General features: G+C 65.3%; 13 protein-coding genes. 1 reads left to right on the top strand and 12 read right to left on the bottom strand.

Annotation, left to right across the window (positions count from 1 at the left end; genetic code table 11):
• Positions 1-124 precede the first annotated feature (124 nt).
• Positions 125-1069: a M23 family metallopeptidase gene (locus ACZZ0O_RS10370; RefSeq protein ID WP_055850947.1), complete on the bottom strand. Its 945-nt coding sequence runs from the start codon at positions 1067-1069 to the stop codon at positions 125-127.
• Between ACZZ0O_RS10370 and ACZZ0O_RS10365 the strand changes: the two genes are divergently transcribed.
• The gene (locus ACZZ0O_RS10365; protein ID WP_082473545.1) at positions 1070-1516 is read left to right on the top strand and encodes a DciA family protein; all 447 of its coding nucleotides are present in this window, start codon (positions 1070-1072) and stop codon (positions 1514-1516) included.
• Between the two features lie 324 nt (positions 1517-1840).
• Here the strand turns inward: ACZZ0O_RS10365 and lpxC are convergent, their stop codons facing one another.
• From lpxC to ACZZ0O_RS10310, 11 genes are all read right to left on the bottom strand, one after another.
• Complete coding sequence (lpxC, locus tag ACZZ0O_RS10360) at positions 1841-2752, bottom strand: UDP-3-O-acyl-N-acetylglucosamine deacetylase (protein ID WP_055850944.1); 912 nt, start codon at positions 2750-2752, stop codon at positions 1841-1843.
• A gap of 230 nt (positions 2753-2982) precedes the next feature.
• Positions 2983-4218, bottom strand: a complete 1236-nt coding sequence (gene ftsZ / locus ACZZ0O_RS10355; protein ID WP_228324414.1) for a cell division protein FtsZ — start codon at positions 4216-4218, stop codon at positions 2983-2985.
• Positions 4219-4509: 291 nt separating this feature from the next.
• Positions 4510-5745, bottom strand: a complete 1236-nt coding sequence (ftsA, locus tag ACZZ0O_RS10350; RefSeq protein ID WP_003485272.1) for a cell division protein FtsA — start codon at positions 5743-5745, stop codon at positions 4510-4512.
• On the bottom strand, positions 5742-6599 hold the full coding sequence (locus ACZZ0O_RS10345; RefSeq protein ID WP_463590722.1) for a cell division protein FtsQ/DivIB: 858 nt from the start codon (positions 6597-6599) through the stop codon (positions 5742-5744). Before ACZZ0O_RS10345 ends, ftsA begins: the two co-directional genes overlap by 4 nt.
• A 106-nt stretch (positions 6600-6705) precedes the next feature.
• The gene (locus ACZZ0O_RS10340; RefSeq protein WP_115528201.1) at positions 6706-7701 is read right to left on the bottom strand and encodes a D-alanine--D-alanine ligase; all 996 of its coding nucleotides are present in this window, start codon (positions 7699-7701) and stop codon (positions 6706-6708) included.
• Positions 7702-7757: 56 nt separating this feature from the next.
• On the bottom strand, positions 7758-9191 hold the full coding sequence (gene murC, locus ACZZ0O_RS10335; protein WP_463590721.1) for a UDP-N-acetylmuramate--L-alanine ligase: 1434 nt from the start codon (positions 9189-9191) through the stop codon (positions 7758-7760).
• On the bottom strand, positions 9188-10468 hold the full coding sequence (murG, locus tag ACZZ0O_RS10330; RefSeq protein WP_463590720.1) for an undecaprenyldiphospho-muramoylpentapeptide beta-N-acetylglucosaminyltransferase: 1281 nt from the start codon (positions 10466-10468) through the stop codon (positions 9188-9190). The genes murC and murG overlap by 4 nt, the downstream gene beginning before the upstream one ends.
• Positions 10465-11844 (bottom strand): putative lipid II flippase FtsW, encoded by a 1380-nt coding sequence (ftsW, locus tag ACZZ0O_RS10325; protein ID WP_115527106.1) that lies wholly within the window; start codon positions 11842-11844, stop codon positions 10465-10467. The genes murG and ftsW overlap by 4 nt, the downstream gene beginning before the upstream one ends.
• Positions 11844-12929, bottom strand: coding sequence for a phospho-N-acetylmuramoyl-pentapeptide-transferase (mraY, locus tag ACZZ0O_RS10320; protein WP_055850927.1), 1086 nt, complete (start codon positions 12927-12929; stop codon positions 11844-11846). The genes ftsW and mraY overlap by 1 nt, the downstream gene beginning before the upstream one ends.
• Positions 12919-14412: a UDP-N-acetylmuramoyl-tripeptide--D-alanyl-D-alanine ligase gene (locus ACZZ0O_RS10315; protein WP_463590719.1), complete on the bottom strand. Its 1494-nt coding sequence runs from the start codon at positions 14410-14412 to the stop codon at positions 12919-12921. Before ACZZ0O_RS10315 ends, mraY begins: the two co-directional genes overlap by 11 nt.
• Positions 14409-15884, bottom strand: a complete 1476-nt coding sequence (locus ACZZ0O_RS10310; protein ID WP_463592437.1) for a UDP-N-acetylmuramoyl-L-alanyl-D-glutamate--2,6-diaminopimelate ligase — start codon at positions 15882-15884, stop codon at positions 14409-14411. Before ACZZ0O_RS10310 ends, ACZZ0O_RS10315 begins: the two co-directional genes overlap by 4 nt.
• Between the last annotated feature and the right edge of the window lie 4 nt (positions 15885-15888).

The following is a 15888-nucleotide window of genomic DNA, read 5'->3' as shown; positions in this document are numbered from 1 at the left end:
CCCCAAGACCCGACCGCCGTAAACGAAACAGGGCGCACTGCGCCCTGTCATGGCAACACCCTATTGTAGCTTGGGGCGAGCCTTCACGAATCAAGCACCTCCATCGGAGCGTGCCATGCCTTCGTCAACCGCGCCCTCGGCGCCCTACTGGTGTATTGGTGTCGCCCAGGAACTTGCGCGGATTGACCACACGTCCATCGGCCCACACCTCGAAATGCACGTGCGCGCCGGTCGAACGACCGCTGGAACCGGCCCTGGCCACCTGCTGGCCAGCGCGGACCAGATCGCCCACCTTCACCACCAGCCGCGAGTTGTGCGCATAGCGGGTGACGTAGCCATTGCCGTGATCCACTTCGACCACGTTGCCGTAACCGCCCCGCACACCAGCGTAGCTGACCACGCCGTCGGCGACCGACATTACCGGGTCGCCCACGTTGGCGTGGAAGTCCACGCCCTTGTGGAAGGCCGAACCGCCGTCGAACGGATCGGCGCGGCCGCCAAAGCCCGAGGTGATATAGGTGTTGCGGATCGGCATCCGCGAGGGCACCGAATTCTGCTCGAGCTGATGATCGAACATCAGCGACGCCAATACGTTTAGTTGTTGGCCGGAGGCGGAAAACTGCTGTTCGACTTGCCCTAGCGTCTCCTTGAGCGATTCGACCGGCATGTCGCTGACCGGCTCATCGCCGCCACCGACGCCGACCGGCTCGTCGAAGTCGAACTCACCGTCCTTCAACTTGCCCATTTCGGTCAGCCGCTCGCCCAACGCGTTGAGGCGGGTGGCCTGCGCTTGCAGCTCGCCCATGCGAGCGGCCAGTGCATTGACCTGTGCCTGCGAGGCGCGCTGCGCCTGGGCCAGCTCGGCCTGCTGCTGCGCGACCTTGGCCTGCAGCGCGGAATTGGTCACCATGCCGGTAGCGGTGCTTGCACCGACGCCGATCAGCATGCCCAGGCCAAGTACGGCACCGAGCACCACCATCGGTCGATCCGACGCAAAGCCCTGGAACTGTCGGGCCACACGCTGGGCCCGGGTTTCGCGAGATTTGATTACAACTTTTTTTAACGCCATATGAGTGTCATGTCCAAGCCCAAGTCCAACGCACGTAACCCTTCCGCTCCGCAGCAGGCCATCGAGGCCGCGCTGGGTGAAAAGGCTGGCGACCCCTTGCGCCGAGCCTTGTGGCTCGATGCGCTGGACCGGCAGTTGCGCCCCCTGTTACCGCCCCATCTGGCCACCCGTTGCCGGTTGGCCAATGTCCGAGGCGAACAGCTCGTTTTTCTGGTTGATTCGCCGATCTGGCATGCCAAGGTGCGGCTTGCCGAGACCCAACTCCTTGATGCCGCCCGATCCATCGGGTTGAAGGCCACCGCAGTGACCGTCAAGACGGCAAGCACTCCGCTGCATTCCCCAACACAGCAGAACCGCGACCGTCCACGGCCGGTGTCCGAAGCCACGCACAAGGGTCTGCGCGAGGCACTGGCATCCTTGCAGGACGTCGTGCCGACCAAGCGGTGACGTCCCTGCCGCCGTTTCGGGGCGGCCCGCAGTGCGTGAAAAGATTGCGAAGATCACGCACGACCCGACGCATCCTAGCGGTCATGGCGCCCGCAGGAGTTAGAGAAGTCTTAAAAAAGAGTTAAGAACGGGACCTAAATCCGACCCGGTTCACGCTTTCGGTGCCGATTGCGGCATTCCCTGACACATAGCCACGGGGTAGACACAGTCGGAGAACGGTCGTCGGCAGGGTGCGGCGGCGTTTAGCCGATCTCATGCAGCGGCCCATCGCCATCAGGCAGAGGCCGCGCGAACCGGAAGGCTGCGCGGCGGGTCTTGCCTGCCTCAGGCGTAGACGGGGCTGGCGTAGGTCACCGGCGGCTGCTCGGTTCCTTCGGGGAAGCTGACCCATTCCCAGGCGGCCTGATCCGCCAGCAGCGCGCGTACCAGCTTGTTGTTGAGCGCGTGACCGGATTTGAAGCCTTCGTAGGCGCCCAGGATGGCGCCGCCGGCCAGATAGAGGTCGCCGATGGCATCCAGGATCTTGTGGCGCACAAATTCGTTGGTGTAACGCAGGCCATCCTCGTTGAGCACGCGGAACTCGTCCAGCACGATGGCGTTGTCCATCGAACCGCCCAGGCCCAGATTGCGCTCGCGCATGTACTCGAGATCGCGCATGAAGCCGAAGGTGCGGGCGCGCGAGATCTCCTTGACGTACGCCGAGGTGGAAAACTCGATTTCCTGGCGCGACTGCTTTGCCGGGATCATCGGGTGATTGAATTCGATGGTGAAGCCCAGCTTGTAGCCGTCGTACGGCTCGAAGCGCGCGACTTTGTCGCCCTCGCGCACTTCCACCGGCTGTTTGATGCGGATGAAGCGCTTGGCCTTGTTCTGCTCGACGATGCCTGCCGACTGCAGCAGGAACACGAACGGGCCGGACGAACCGTCCATGATCGGCAGCTCGGCCGAGGACAGCTCGACGATGACGTTGTCCACACCCAGGCCGGCCAGTGCCGACATCAGGTGTTCGACGGTCTGGATCTTGGCGCCGTTGCAGGTCAGACCGGTGCACAGTGTGGTCTCGGTGACCAGCTCGGCATCGGCGGGGACTTCGACGACCGGCTCCAGGTCCACACGCCGGAACACCACGCCGTGATCGACCGGGGCCGGTCGCAGCGTCATGTACACCTTGTCGCCGCTATGCAAGCCGACGCCGGTGGCGCGAATGGTGTTTTTGAGAGTGCGTTGCTGGGTCATATGCGAAGTCTGGGGGAACGATACAGACAGACGCTGAACCGACCGTCTTATCTGCTGAACATTATCCGAATTTTAACAAGTTGCGCGTGACGAAAGGTGTCATGTCCCGGTCTTGCCATTGTAAAAGCTGCCGGATCGTGACCGATCCGGCAGAAAAGGACATGGCATTACAGCCCCGACAGCGTCGGGTGGGACGGGCTACGCCGCCGTGGCGACGCAGCCGACGCCCATCAGTCGGCCTGGCGGCGCAGGAACGCCGGGATATCCAGGTAATCGTTGGGCAGGTCTGCCGCCGGCGGCGCAGCATTGCCGGCACTGTGGCCGCTGCCGACCGAGTCGCTGCTCGGACGACGCAGGCCCAGGCCCATGCTGCCGCCGACGGCCTTGGACACTGCGTCGCCGCTGGTGGTGTCGAAGTCGCCGAATTCCGGCTGGCCGGTGGTGGCATTGCGCACCAGCTTGATCGGCGCGCGCTGGTCCGGACGCTGGGTCTGGCGGGAAACCGCACGGTTCAGGCCAGTGGCGACCACGGTGACGCGCACTTCGTCCTGCATGTCCGGGTCGAGCACGGTGCCGACGACCACGGTCGCATCTTCCGACGCGAACGCTTCGATGGTGCGGCCGATCTCGTCGAACTCGGCCATGGTGAAGTCCGGGCCGGCGGTGATGTTGACCAGGATGCCGTTGGCACCCGCCAGGTTCACATCGTCCAGTAGCGGGTTCTGGATGGCGGCTTCGGCAGCGGCCTGCGCGCGATCGTCGCCGCGTGCCGAACCGGTGCCCATCATGGCCAGACCCATTTCCGACATCACGGTGCGCACGTCGGCAAAGTCGACGTTGATCAGACCCGGACGCACGATCAGATCGGCGATGCCCTGCACGGCGCCCTGCAGCACGTCGTTGGCAGCGCGGAAGGCCTGGATCATGGTGGCGTTGCGGCCAAGCACGGTGATCAGCTTTTCGTTGGGAATGGTGATCAGCGAATCGCAATGCTGGCTCAGTTCCTCGATGCCCTTCAACGCTACCTGCATGCGGCGACGGCCTTCGAACGGGAACGGCTTGGTGACCACGGCCACGGTCAGGATGCCCATTTCCTTGGCCAGCTGCGCAACCACGGGGGCCGCGCCGGTACCGGTGCCGCCGCCCATGCCGGCGGTGATGAACACCATGTCCGCACCCTGCAGCGCGTCCATGATGCGTTCGCGATCTTCCAGCGCCGCCTGACGGCCGACTTCCGGATTGGCGCCTGCGCCCAGGCCCTTGGTCACGTTGGTGCCGAGCTGCAGCTGCAACTTGGCGCCGCAGTTCTTGATCGCCTGCGAGTCGGTGTTGGCGGTGATGAATTCCACGCCATCGACATTGGTGTTGACCATGTGCGCAACCGCGTTACCGCCGCCGCCGCCCACGCCAACGACCTTGATTACCGCGTTGGGAGCCATCTTTTCGATCAGTTCAAAATGTGCCATGTCAGTGTCCTTTTTAGATGCCGTGAATGGGGAATCGGGAATGGGGAATCGGATTGCTCCGTTCGCCAGCCCAACACCCGCATGTCGGCGAATGTTGTTGTTTGAATGCCGGGAAATGGGGAGTTGGGAATGGGGAATCGCAACAGCGAATCACCTCCACGCCAACCACTGCTTCCTCGGTGTCACCACAAAAAAACTACGCCCTGCCCGCTCTCACCGCTCTCCACTCAAACCTGCCGCAACCGCTTTGCCTTTGCTTCAACCAATTCTCGAATCCCGATTCCCGATTCTTCAGAATTCGCCGCGATACCAGTTCTTCAATTTCTTGAACAAGCTTCCCGCGCGGCCCGTCGGGATCGACGGGCGGCGCGGGTGTTCGATCTGGCTGCCCATCAGCAACAAGCCCACGCCGGAGGCGTGCACCGGGTTACCGACGACTTCGCCCAGGCCGGTCACGTGCTGCGGAATGCCAACGCGCACCGGCATCTGCAACATCTCTTCGGCCAGTTCGACCACGCCTTCCATCTTCGACGCGCCACCGGTGAGCACCATGCCGGCGCGCACCATTTCTTCGAAGCCGGAGCGGCGCAGTTCGGCCTGCACCATTTCAAAAATTTCTTCGTAACGGCCCTGAACGGCCTGCGCGAGTGCATGACGCGGCATGCGGCGCGGCGGGCGGTCGCCTACCGACGGCACCTGGATGCTTTCTTCGGCGGTGGCCAGCTGCGCCAGTGCGCAGGCGTAGCGCACCTTGATCTGCTCGGCTTCCGGGGTAGGCGTACGCAGCATGTGCGCGATGTCGTTGGTGACGTGGTCGCCGGCGATCGGCAACGACGCGGTGTGGCAGATCGCGCCCTGCACGTACACCGCCAGATCGGTGGTGCCGGCGCCGATATCCACCAGCACCACGCCCAGCTCGCGCTCGTCGGCGGTCAGCACGGCGACCGATGAGGCCAGCGAGGACAGCACCAGATCGTCCACCTGCAGGCCGCATTTCTGCACGCACTTGGTGATGTTGGCCGCAGCCGATTGCGCGCACACAACCAGATGCGCATGCACCTCAAGGCGCACGCCGGTCATGCCGACCGGGTTGCGGATACCTTCCTGCGAATCGTCCAGCACGTATTCGCGCGGGATCGCATGCAGGATGCGTTGGTCGGCAGGAATGGCCACGGCCTTGGCGGCGTCGAGCACGCGCTCCAGGTCGCTCCAGGTCACTTCGCCGTCGCGGATCGGCACGATGCCGGGCGAGTTCTTGCACTGCACGTGGTTGCCGGAGATCGATGCGTACACCGAGCGGATTTCGCAGCCGGCCATCAGTTCGGCTTCTTCAACCGCGCGCTGGATCGACTGCACGGTGGATTCAATATCCACCACCACGCCGCGCTTGAGGCCGCGCGACTCATGCGAACCGATACCGATCACTTCGATCGGATTGCCGGGCGAGTACTCGCCGACCAGCGCGACGACCTTGGAGGTGCCGATGTCCAGTCCAACGATGAGGGATTTGTCGCCTTTGCGATTCATGTATGCAGACTGCGTTGAAGAGTGAATGACGGAAGCGCAGAGGCCAGACGATCGATCAGGCGATGCGGAAAGCGCGCGGCGATGGCATGTACCTCGGCCGGCGGCGCGCCGGGTGTCGCCGGCGCAGTGGTCTTGGATTTTTTGGCGTCGTGCGGGGTCTCGCCCGGCGCGCGTTCGACCGTAAAGCCATTGGTGTAACGCAGGTCGGCGCGCGCGATCGGGCGCTGCGGGTCGGCCAGCTGCGGCAGCACGCGGGCGAACCGCTGCAGGCGCGCACGCGCATCGTCGCGGCCGATCACGATCTGCAGCCCATTACTCAGACCCAGCGACCAGCTGCCGCGTGCGTCCATCTCCAGGCGCTCCACGTCCAGCCCGGTCGGCGCGAACAAGGCGCGCGACTCGTTGTACAGCGCCACCACATCCTGGGTCTTGCTGTCCGGTCCGCCAAGTTGCGGCAACTTGAAATCCTTCAACAACGGTGGGGTGCGGAACAACCGGCCCTGTTCGGACAGCATGCGGTCGGTACCCCAGCGCGCGAACGGCTTGTGCTCGGTCACATGCACTTCCAGCACGTCCGGCCAACGCTTGCGTACCTGCGCGCTTTCCACCCACGGCAAGCGCGCGATGGCGTCTTGCGCCTGTTGCAGCTTCACCGCAAAAAAGCCCGAGCGCGCATACGGCAATACCACCGCGCGCAATTCTTCGGCCGGCACCCGCTTGAAATCGCCGGACACTCGCAACTTCGCCAACGGCCAGCGCTCGGCACCCACCCATCCATTGAGCACGGCCACCACCGGCAACGCGACCAGCGCCACCGCGATCAACCAGGCCAGGATGCGCAGAGTGGCGTTCATGGGCACGCTCCGCGTGTGGGAATGGGGAATCGGAAATAGGAAGTCGCAACGGCAACAACGCGGCCGCTGTTACCGATTCCCGATTCCCGATTCCCCATTCCCGGCGTCATAGCGTCTGCTCCAGCACGCGCCAGACCAGTTCTTCGAAATCGATGCCGAGCTGACGCGCGGCCTTGGGGACCAGCGAGTGGCTGGTCATGCCCGGAGCGGTGTTCACTTCGAGCAGATACAGCTGGCCGCTGCTGCGATCGCGCATGACATCGACGCGGCCCCAGCCGCGTGCGCCGGCAGCGCGGAAGGCGTCCAGTGCCAGCTGACCGATTTGGGTTTCGGCATCGCCTTCCAGACCCGGGCACAGGTACTGGGTGTCGTCGGCCACGTACTTGGCGTTGTAGTCGTACCACTGGCCCTTGGGCACGATGCGGATCGACGGCAGCGCGGTCTCGCCGAGCACGGCCACCGTGAGTTCGTCGCCTTCGATCAGTTGCTCCATCAGCAGCGCGCCGTCGTAGCGTGCAGCCAGCAGCACCGCTTCTTCGAGCTGGGCCTGATCGAACACGCGGCTGATACCGACGCTGGAGCCTTCGTTGGCCGGCTTGACGATCACCGGCAAGCCGATCTGTCGTGCAGCGGCGTGGATCTGGTCTGCGCTGGCGCCGGCGGCCAGGCGCGCGTAACGCGGCGTCGGCAGATCCAGCGACAACCACACCTGCTTGGTGCGAATCTTGTCCATGCTCAACGCCGAGCCGAGCACGTTGGAGCCGGTGTACGGGATGCCGAAGGCTTCCATCAAACCCTGCACGATGCCGTCTTCGCCGCCGCCGTTATGGCCATGCAATACGTTGAACACGCGGTCGAAGCGCTGCGCGACCAGTGCTTGCGCCAGTGCGGGAATGCCGTCGACCGGCTGCGCATCGACACCGCGCGCGCGCAGCGCGTCCAGCACGTTGCTGCCGGAATTCAGCGACACTTCACGCTCGGATGAGGTGCCGCCGAGCAGCACGGCGACGCGTCCGAACGCGGCGGGGTCGCTGGTTCGCGACGGTGCGGGACCGGGGACCGGGGACCCGGGACCCGTAACAGCAGAAGACGCGGGCTGCACGATCTGCTCTTCACCGGTCCCGGTTCCCGGGTCCCGGGTCCCGATAGAGGACGCGCTCATGCCTGCTCTCCAACAAAACCGTGATTGATGATGTGCTGCGCCACATAACCGATGTCGCCGGCACCCATCATCAACAGCAGATCGCCGTCTTGCAGCACGTCCGGCAACACTTCGGCCAGGCCGGCAATCTGACCAACCACGACCGGCTCGCTACGGCCGCGCGCACGGATGGCACGCGCCAGGGCACGCGAGTCCGCACCGGGAATCGGTGCTTCGCCGGCCGGATAGACTTCACTCAACACCAAGGCATCGACGGTGCTAAGCACGGCGGCGAATGCGTCGAACTGATCGCGGGTACGGCTGTAACGATGTGGCTGGAATGCGACGACCAGGCGCTTGTCCGGCCAGCCACCGCGGGCGGCGGCGAACACCGCTTCCAGCTCGCGCGGGTGGTGGCCGTAATCGTCGACCACCCGCACGCGCGCACCGGTGCTGGTGGTGACTTCGCCCAGATCGTTGAAACGCCGGCCGATGCCCGCAAAATTTTCCAGCGCACGCGCAATGGTCTGCGGCTCCACGCCCAGCTGCCAACCGATCGCGGCAGCGGCCAGTGCATTGAGCACATTGTGACGGCCCGGCAAGGCCAGCGTCACCGGCGTGGTGGTGCCTTCGGGCAGACGCAGGGTGAAGCGCATACGCGGGCCGTCCTGCACCACATCTTCGGCGCGTACATCGGCGTTCTCGCTCATTCCGTAGCTCATCACGTGTCGCGGCGTTTTGCCGGCCAGTGCGGCCACTTCCGGGTCGTCGATACACAGCAGGGCCAGGCCATAGAACGGCAGGCGCTGCAGGAATTCTGCGAATGCCGCCTGGATGCGCGAGAAATCGTTGCCGTAGTTTTCCAGGTGATCCGAGTCGATGTTGGTAATCACCGCCATCAACGGATTCAGACGCAGGAAGCTGCCATCGCTTTCATCGGCTTCGGCCACCAGCCACTGGCCGCCGCCGAGCTTGGCATTGGCGCCGGCCGCCAACAGTTGCCCGCCGATGACGAAGGTCGGGTCCAGGCCACCTTCGCTCAGCACGGCCGCAGCCAGGCTGGTGGTGGTGGTCTTGCCATGCGTGCCGGCGACTGCAATGCCGCGACGGAAGCGCATCAATTCGGCCAGCATCGCCGCGCGCGGCATGATCGGAATGCGCTGGCTGCGCGCTTCCATCAGCTCGGGGTTGTCTTCGCGGATCGCGCTGGACACCACCACGCAATCGGTACCGAGCACGTTGGCGGCCGAGTGGCCGCGCATCACGCGCGCACCGAGCTTGGCCAGGCGGCGGGTGGCCGCATTGTCGGCGTTGTCCGAGCCGGAGACTTCATAGCCCAGCGTCAGCATGACCTCGGCAATGCCGCTCATGCCGGTGCCGCCGATGCCGACGAAGTGCACGCGCGGAAATGCGCGGACCAGATCGTCACTGTCCTGCAGACGGCGGATCACTGGGCACCTCCTGAGGAAATGCGAATCGGGAATCGGGAATCGGGAATCGTGTGAAGCGAAGCACCAACGGCGACGGACGCCTGGTCGGTGCGCTTGTCTGCGTGCATTGAGGTGTATTCCTGCGGTTGATCTGAGCTCTTCCTATCCCCCAATCCCGACTCACCACTCCCTGCCTCTTGCAGAATGATGTCGGCAATGCGCTCGGCGGCATCCGGCTTGGCCAGAGTGCGGGCGGCTTGCGCCATCGACAGGCGGCGCGCGGGGTCGGTGAGCAGGGTCTGCAAGACCTGCTGCAGGCGCACGGGCAAGGTGTCGTCCTGCTTGAGCAGCACGGCGGCGTCGGCGCCGACCAGGTATTCGGCATTGCGGGTCTGGTGATCGTCGACAGCGGCGGCAAAGGGCACCAGCACGCTGCCGACACCGGCGGCGCACAGCTCGGCCAGGGTGGAGGCGCCGGCGCGGCACACCACCAGATCGGCCCAGGCGTAGGCGGCGGCCATGTCGGCAATGAACGGTTCAACGCTCGCCTGTACCGCAGCCTGCGCGTAGGAAGCCTCGGCTTCGGCGCGCAGCTTTTCGCCACACTGATGGCGCACTTCGACATCCGGATGCCCGAGCGCGGCCAGTGCCGACGGCACAGCTTGATTCAATGCGCGTGCGCCCTGGCTGCCGCCGAGCACCAACACGCGTACGGGGCCACCCCGCCCGACCAAGCGCGTGGACGGCACAGGAAGCGCGGCGATTTCTGCGCGCACCGGATTACCCACCGCTTCTTCGCCAGCAAAGCTGCCGGGGAAACCGGTCAGTACGCGGCGCGCAAAACGCGACAACACCTTATTGGTCATGCCAGGCGCGCGATTCTGTTCGTGCACGAGCAAGGGCACGCCGAGCAGACGTGCAGCCAAGCCACCGGGGCCAGCCGCAAAGCCGCCGAAGCTGACCACCGCGCGCGGCTGTCGCTTGCGCAACACAAAGCCGGCAGCGCGCACTGCACGCATCACCCGCACCGGTGCGCCGAGCAACTTGATCACGCCCTTGCCGCGCAGGCCACTGATGGCCAGCGTGTCGATCTGGATATCGTGCTGCGGCACCAGCCGCGTTTCCATTGCGCCGTCGGCGCCCAGCCAGGTCACCGGCACACCACGCGCGCGCAGCACCTTGGCCACTGCCAGACCCGGGAAAATATGCCCGCCGGTGCCGCCAGCCAAAATCATGACAGGTCGACCGCCCGCAGCTGGATGTGCGGGCTGTTGCGCGGGATTCGCATCAACGCTCATGCAATCCTCCCGAAGGTCGGTTCTACACGCGGCTGCATGCGGCTGGTGCCACGCAGGATGGCCGATGCCGGCGCCACCGAGGGTGCTGCAGCTGACGTCGCTGCAACGGGTGCAGGCGCTGCAGCGGTCTCGCGCTGCGGCTTGCGTCCCGCTGCATAGGCAGGCGGCACCGACTCGACCACCGGCTCGGCCGGCTCAGCCGATGGCGCACCCGCACCCTGCGGCGACAACTTGCTGCGCAGGCGCTCGGCGCGATCCATTTCATAGGACACGCGCAGCAGCAGGCCCATCGCCACGCACGTCATCAGCACCGACGAACCGCCGGAGGAAATCAACGGCAGGGTCAGGCCCTTGGTTGGCAAAATGCCCAGATTCACACCCACCGACACGAAGCTCTGCAGGCTGATCCACAGACCGATACCGAAGGCGATGTAGCCGGAGAAATGGCGCTTCATCTCCACGCAGCGCATGCCCAGCCAGAACGCGCGGCCGACCAACAGTGCGTATAGCGAGATCACGCCGCAGACGCCGACAAAACCCAACTCTTCGGCAATCACCGAAAAGATGAAGTCGGTATGCGCTTCGGGCAGATAGTTGAGCTTCTGCACCGAGGCACCCAGCCCTGCGCCGGTCCACTGGCCGCGGCCGACCGCCATCAACGCGTTCGACAACTGATAGCCGGAGCCCAGCTGATCGGCCCACGGATCCAGGAACGAGGTGATGCGACGCAGGCGGTACGGCTCCAGAATCGCGATGAAGGCGAACACCGGCAGGCCGAACACGATGGGCATCGACATGCGCGGCAGATTCACCCCGCCCAGCACCAGCATGCCGGCGGTGATCGCCAGCAGCAGCGTGGACGAGCCGAAGTCCGGCTGCATCAGTAGCAGACCGACCAATGCGATCGCCACGCCCAGCGGCTTGAGCATCGCGGGCCAGGTCGCGTTGACCTCATCGCGAAAGCGCACCAGGTAGCTGGACAGCCACACGATGTAGAGCACCTTGACCGCTTCTACGGTCTGGAATTTCGACACGCCCAGGTTGATCCAGCGCTTGGCGCCGTTGACGCTGCTGCCCAGGCCGGGCACGAACACCACCATCAACAGACCGAAGCAGGCCAGCAGCAATACCTGGTTGTATTGCTCGATGGTCTTGAGCTCGGTGCGCATCGCCCAGAACGCCAGGCCCACGCCAATGCCCAGAAACAGCAGATGGCGGGTCAGGTAGTAAAACGGATTGTCGGACAGCTCGATCGAACTGGACGCCACCATCACCACGCCCAGCGAGGCGAGCGTGGCTGCCGCGCCGAGCAGCCACGGGTCATAACGGCCGCCGATGGCGTCCAGTCGTGTGGCCTGGCGGGACATGTCGTTCATCAGCGCACCTTCAACGTGGCAAGGCCGATCAGCACCAGCACCACCGAAATAATCCAGAAGCGCACGATCACGCGCGGCTCCGGCCAGCCCTTGAGTTCGAAGTGGTGGTGGATCGGCGCCATGCGGAACACGCGCTTGCCGGTGAGCTTGAAGCTGGCGACCTGGATCATCACCGACAGCGTTTCGATGACGAACACGCCGCCCATGATCACCAGCACCATTTCCTGGCGCACGATCACCGCGATGGTGCCCAGCACCGCGCCCAGCGACAGCGCGCCGATGTCGCCCATGAACACCATGGCCGGGTAGGTGTTGAACCACAGGAAGCCCAGCCCTGCCCCGGCGATCGCCGAGCAGATGATGATCAGCTCGCCGGCGCCCGGAATCAGCGGGATTTTCAGGTATTCGGCAAACACCACGTTACCCGAGGCATACGCAAATACGCCCAGCGCGCAGGCCACTAGCACGGTCGGCATGATCGCCAACCCATCCAGACCGTCGGTGAGGTTCACCGCGTTGGAGAAACCGACGATCCAGAAATAAGCGATTACCACGAAGCTCACGCCGGCCAGCGGCAGCGCGATCGACTTGAACATCGGAATGTAGAAGGTGATCGCCGCCGGTACGTCGGCGGTGTAGAACAGGAACAGACCGGCGGCCAGGCCGAAGATCGACTGCAGCAGATACTTCCAGCGCGACTTGAGGCCGTTGGGATCGCGACGCACGATCTTGATCCAGTCGTCGTACCAGCCGATCGCACCGAAGCAGAGCATCACCGCCAGCACCAGCCACACATAACGGTTGCGCAAATCGCCCCACAGCAGCACCGACAAGGTGACCGTGAGCAGGATCAGCGAGCCGCCCATGGTCGGCGTGCCGGCCTTGGAGAAATGCGTTTGTGGGCCGTCCTGGCGGATCGGCTGGCCACCCTTGAACTGGGCCAGCTTGCGGATCACTGCAGGGCCCATCCACAACGACAGGAACAACGATGTCAGCGCTGCCAGAATGCCGCGGAAGGTCAGATAGTTGAACAACCCGAACAGGCTCTCCAGTTGCTGTAGCCAACGCGCAAGCTCAAGCAGCATGGGAGGCATCCTCCGACGGTGCGAGCAGCGCGGCGACGATGCGGTCCATGGCGCTGCCGCGGGAACCTTTTACCAGCAGCGTGGGCGGAAGTTGCGCGGGGGTGGCGACAGCCTGCGCCGCCGCACCGGTGTGTTCGTGCATCAAAGAAGATTCCTGCGTTTGAGTCTGCGAACCGGCGACCTGCGCCAGATCCGCCTGCAATGCCGTCGCCAAGGCGGCATGTGTGGCAAACACGCGGCCGCCCTCGCCGAACGCCTGCGCGGCAGCGGCGCTGAGCTCGCCCAGCGCGTACAGACGCTGCAACTTGGCCGCGCGTGCGCGACGTCCGGCAGCGGCATGCAGTGCCGCGGCGTCGGCGCCGAGTTCGCGCATGTCGCCCAGCACCAGCCAGCCAGCGCCCGGCGCGGCAGCCAGTGCATCGATGGCGGCATCCAACGAGCCAGGGTTGGCGTTGTAACTGTCGTCGATCAGCACCGCGCCACCGGGCAGGCGATGGGCGATCTGCCGGCCAGCCACCGGGCGCGCCTGCGCCAGGCCAGCGGCGATGATCGGCAGCGCGATCCCGGCGCCCAGCGCCAAGCCGGTCGCAGCCAATGCGTTGAGCACGTTGTGGCGGCCCGGCAATGGCAGCGTAATCTGCGCCTCGCCCTGCGGGGTTACCAGTGTGAACTGCGCGCCGTCGGCCTGCAGTCGCAGTTGACGTGCGGTGATATCGGCGCTGGCCTGCAGGCCATAACGCAACACGCGACGGCCCTGCACCGGCTGCGCGTGCAGTTGCTGCTCGAACCAGGCGCCGAAGGCATCGTCGGCATTGATCACCGCCACGCCATCGGACGGCAGCGCGGCATAGATCGCGCCCTTGGTCTGTGCGACGCCGAGCAGGCTGCCCAGGCGCTCCAGGTGCGCCGGCGCGATGTTGTTGACCAGCGCAACATGCGGCCGCGCGATGTCGGTGAGGTAGGCGATATCGCCCGGCTTGCCGGCACCCATTTCATAGATGGCAACATCTGCATCGTCCGGCGCGGCGATCACTGCCAGCGGCAAGCCGATTTCGTTATTGCGATTGCCCGGCGTGGCATAGACGGTGGTGCCATCGACACGCCCTGCTTCGGTCAGGATCGACAGCAGCAGCGCCTTGACGCTGGTCTTGCCGTTGGACCCGGTCAACGCGATCACGCGGGTGGCGCGATCGCGCTGCATGCCGGCAGCAATCCGCGCCAGCGCCAGTTCGGTGTTTTGCACCAGCACCTGCGGCACGCTCAGCGTGGGCAACAAACGATCCACCAGCAAACCGCTGGCGCCCTGCGCGAGCGCATCGGCAGCGAAGTCGTGTCCATCGAACCGCTCGCCGCGCAGCGCCACATACAGGCTGCCGTTGGACAGCGTGCGCGTGTCGTTGCCGACCGCATCGATCATGGCATCGTCGCCGTGCAGCTCGCCGCCGGCCCAATGCGCAATCAACGACAGCGGGGTGAGCTTCATGCGCGCACTCCCAGCACGGTACGCGGCAGCAAGGCCTGCGCCGCCACCACTGCATCGTCGAAGGCATGCTGCACGCCAGCCACTTCCTGGTACGGCTCGTGGCCCTTGCCGGCGATCAGCACGATGTCCGACGCGCTGGCCATGCTGATGGCCTGATGGATCGCAGCGGCGCGGTCGCGCTGCACGATGGCCGCATCCGGGCGCGCAAAACCGCGCACGATATCGGCAACGATGACATCGCCGTCTTCGCGGCGCGGGTTGTCGTCGGTGACGATCGCCACATCGGCATTGAGTTCGGCAATCGCGGCCATTTGCGGGCGCTTGCCGGTGTCGCGTTCGCCGCCGCAACCGAACACGCAGATCAGCCGGTCCTGCGCATGCGAGCGCAGGCTGGCCAGTGCCTGTTCCAGCGCGTCGGGCGTGTGTGCGTAATCGACCACTACCAGCGGTGCGCCATTAGCGCCGCCGAGACGATTCATGCGGCCGTGGATCGGCTGCAGCTGGCCCAGCACCTGGGCGATCTGCGCCGGCGCATGGTCCAGCGCGTGCAAGGCACCGGCAACCGACAGCAGGTTGTCCACGTTGAAGCGACCCAGCAATGGCGAATGCACGGCGTGGACGCTGGCATCGATCCGCAGCGCGAAGCTGATGCCGTTGTGATCCAGCTGCAGTGCGTCGGCGCGCAGCGTGGCGCCAGCCTGTCCGCGCGAACTCACACCGATCGCGCGCAGCGCAGGATCGAGCGAGGCGAACAGCGTGCGGCCGAACGCGTCGTCCAGATTCACCACCGCAGCCTGCAAGCCGGCGCGCGTGAACAGCTTGGCCTTGGCCGCGCCGTACTGCGCCATATCGCCGTGATAATCGAGATGATCGCGAGTGAGATTGGTGAACACCGCCACGTCGAAATGCACCGCATCCACGCGGCCCTGATCGAGCGCGTGCGAGCTCACTTCCATCGCTGCGGCCTGCGCGCCTTCATCGCGCAGCTGTGCCAGCAACGCATGCGTGGGCAGCACCAGCGGCGTGGTGAAACCGGTCGGGACGGCGCTGCCATACAGGCCGACGCCCAGCGTACCGAGCGTGCCGGTGGGCGTGCCGAGCAAGGTCAGCGCCTGCGCAAGCAGCTGCACGGTGGAGGTCTTGCCGTTGGTGCCGGTGACGCCCACCATCCGCAGCGTGCGCGACGGATGGCCATGAAACTGGTCGGCCATGCTGCCAAGCCGCGCACGCAAGCCGGGCACGGCGATCGCATCGGCAGGCGCCGGCAGATCGGCAGGCGCGGGCGGCTCGAACAACACCGCCACCGCACCATTGGCGCGCGCCTGTTCAACAAAGCCCAGCCCATGCGCACCGAAGCCGGCGATCGCCACGAACGCATCGCCTGCGCGCACTGCACGGCTATCCATCACCAGGCCGGACACCTGCACATCGCGCGCAAGCGTCAGGTCCGGCAGCAGCTGCGACAGCGGCATGGCG

It is taken from the genome of Xanthomonas sp. AC360, from assembly GCF_979258225.1.
This window is presented reverse-complemented; position numbering and strand designations above follow the sequence as displayed.

Bases quoted from the DNA above. Each gene is read 5' to 3' on its own strand.
- ACZZ0O_RS10370 (WP_055850947.1), bottom strand. From the start codon at position 1,069: ATGGCGTTAAAAAAAGTTGTAATCAAATCTCGCGAAACCCGGGCCCAG.
- ACZZ0O_RS10365 (WP_082473545.1), top strand. From the start codon at position 1,070: ATGAGTGTCATGTCCAAGCCCAAGTCCAACGCACGTAACCCTTCCGCT.
- lpxC (WP_055850944.1), bottom strand. From the start codon at position 2,752: ATGACCCAGCAACGCACTCTCAAAAACACCATTCGCGCCACCGGCGTC.
- ftsZ (WP_228324414.1), bottom strand. From the start codon at position 4,218: ATGGCACATTTTGAACTGATCGAAAAGATGGCTCCCAACGCGGTAATC.
- ftsA (WP_003485272.1), bottom strand. From the start codon at position 5,745: ATGAATCGCAAAGGCGACAAATCCCTCATCGTTGGACTGGACATCGGC.
- ACZZ0O_RS10345 (WP_463590722.1), bottom strand. From the start codon at position 6,599: ATGAACGCCACTCTGCGCATCCTGGCCTGGTTGATCGCGGTGGCGCTG.
- murG (WP_463590720.1), bottom strand. From the start codon at position 10,468: ATGAGCGTTGATGCGAATCCCGCGCAACAGCCCGCACATCCAGCTGCG.
- ftsW (WP_115527106.1), bottom strand. From the start codon at position 11,844: ATGAACGACATGTCCCGCCAGGCCACACGACTGGACGCCATCGGCGGC.
- mraY (WP_055850927.1), bottom strand. From the start codon at position 12,929: ATGCTGCTTGAGCTTGCGCGTTGGCTACAGCAACTGGAGAGCCTGTTC.
- ACZZ0O_RS10315 (WP_463590719.1), bottom strand. From the start codon at position 14,412: ATGAAGCTCACCCCGCTGTCGTTGATTGCGCATTGGGCCGGCGGCGAG.
- ACZZ0O_RS10310 (WP_463592437.1), bottom strand. From the start codon at position 15,884: ATGCCGCTGTCGCAGCTGCTGCCGGACCTGACGCTTGCGCGCGATGTG.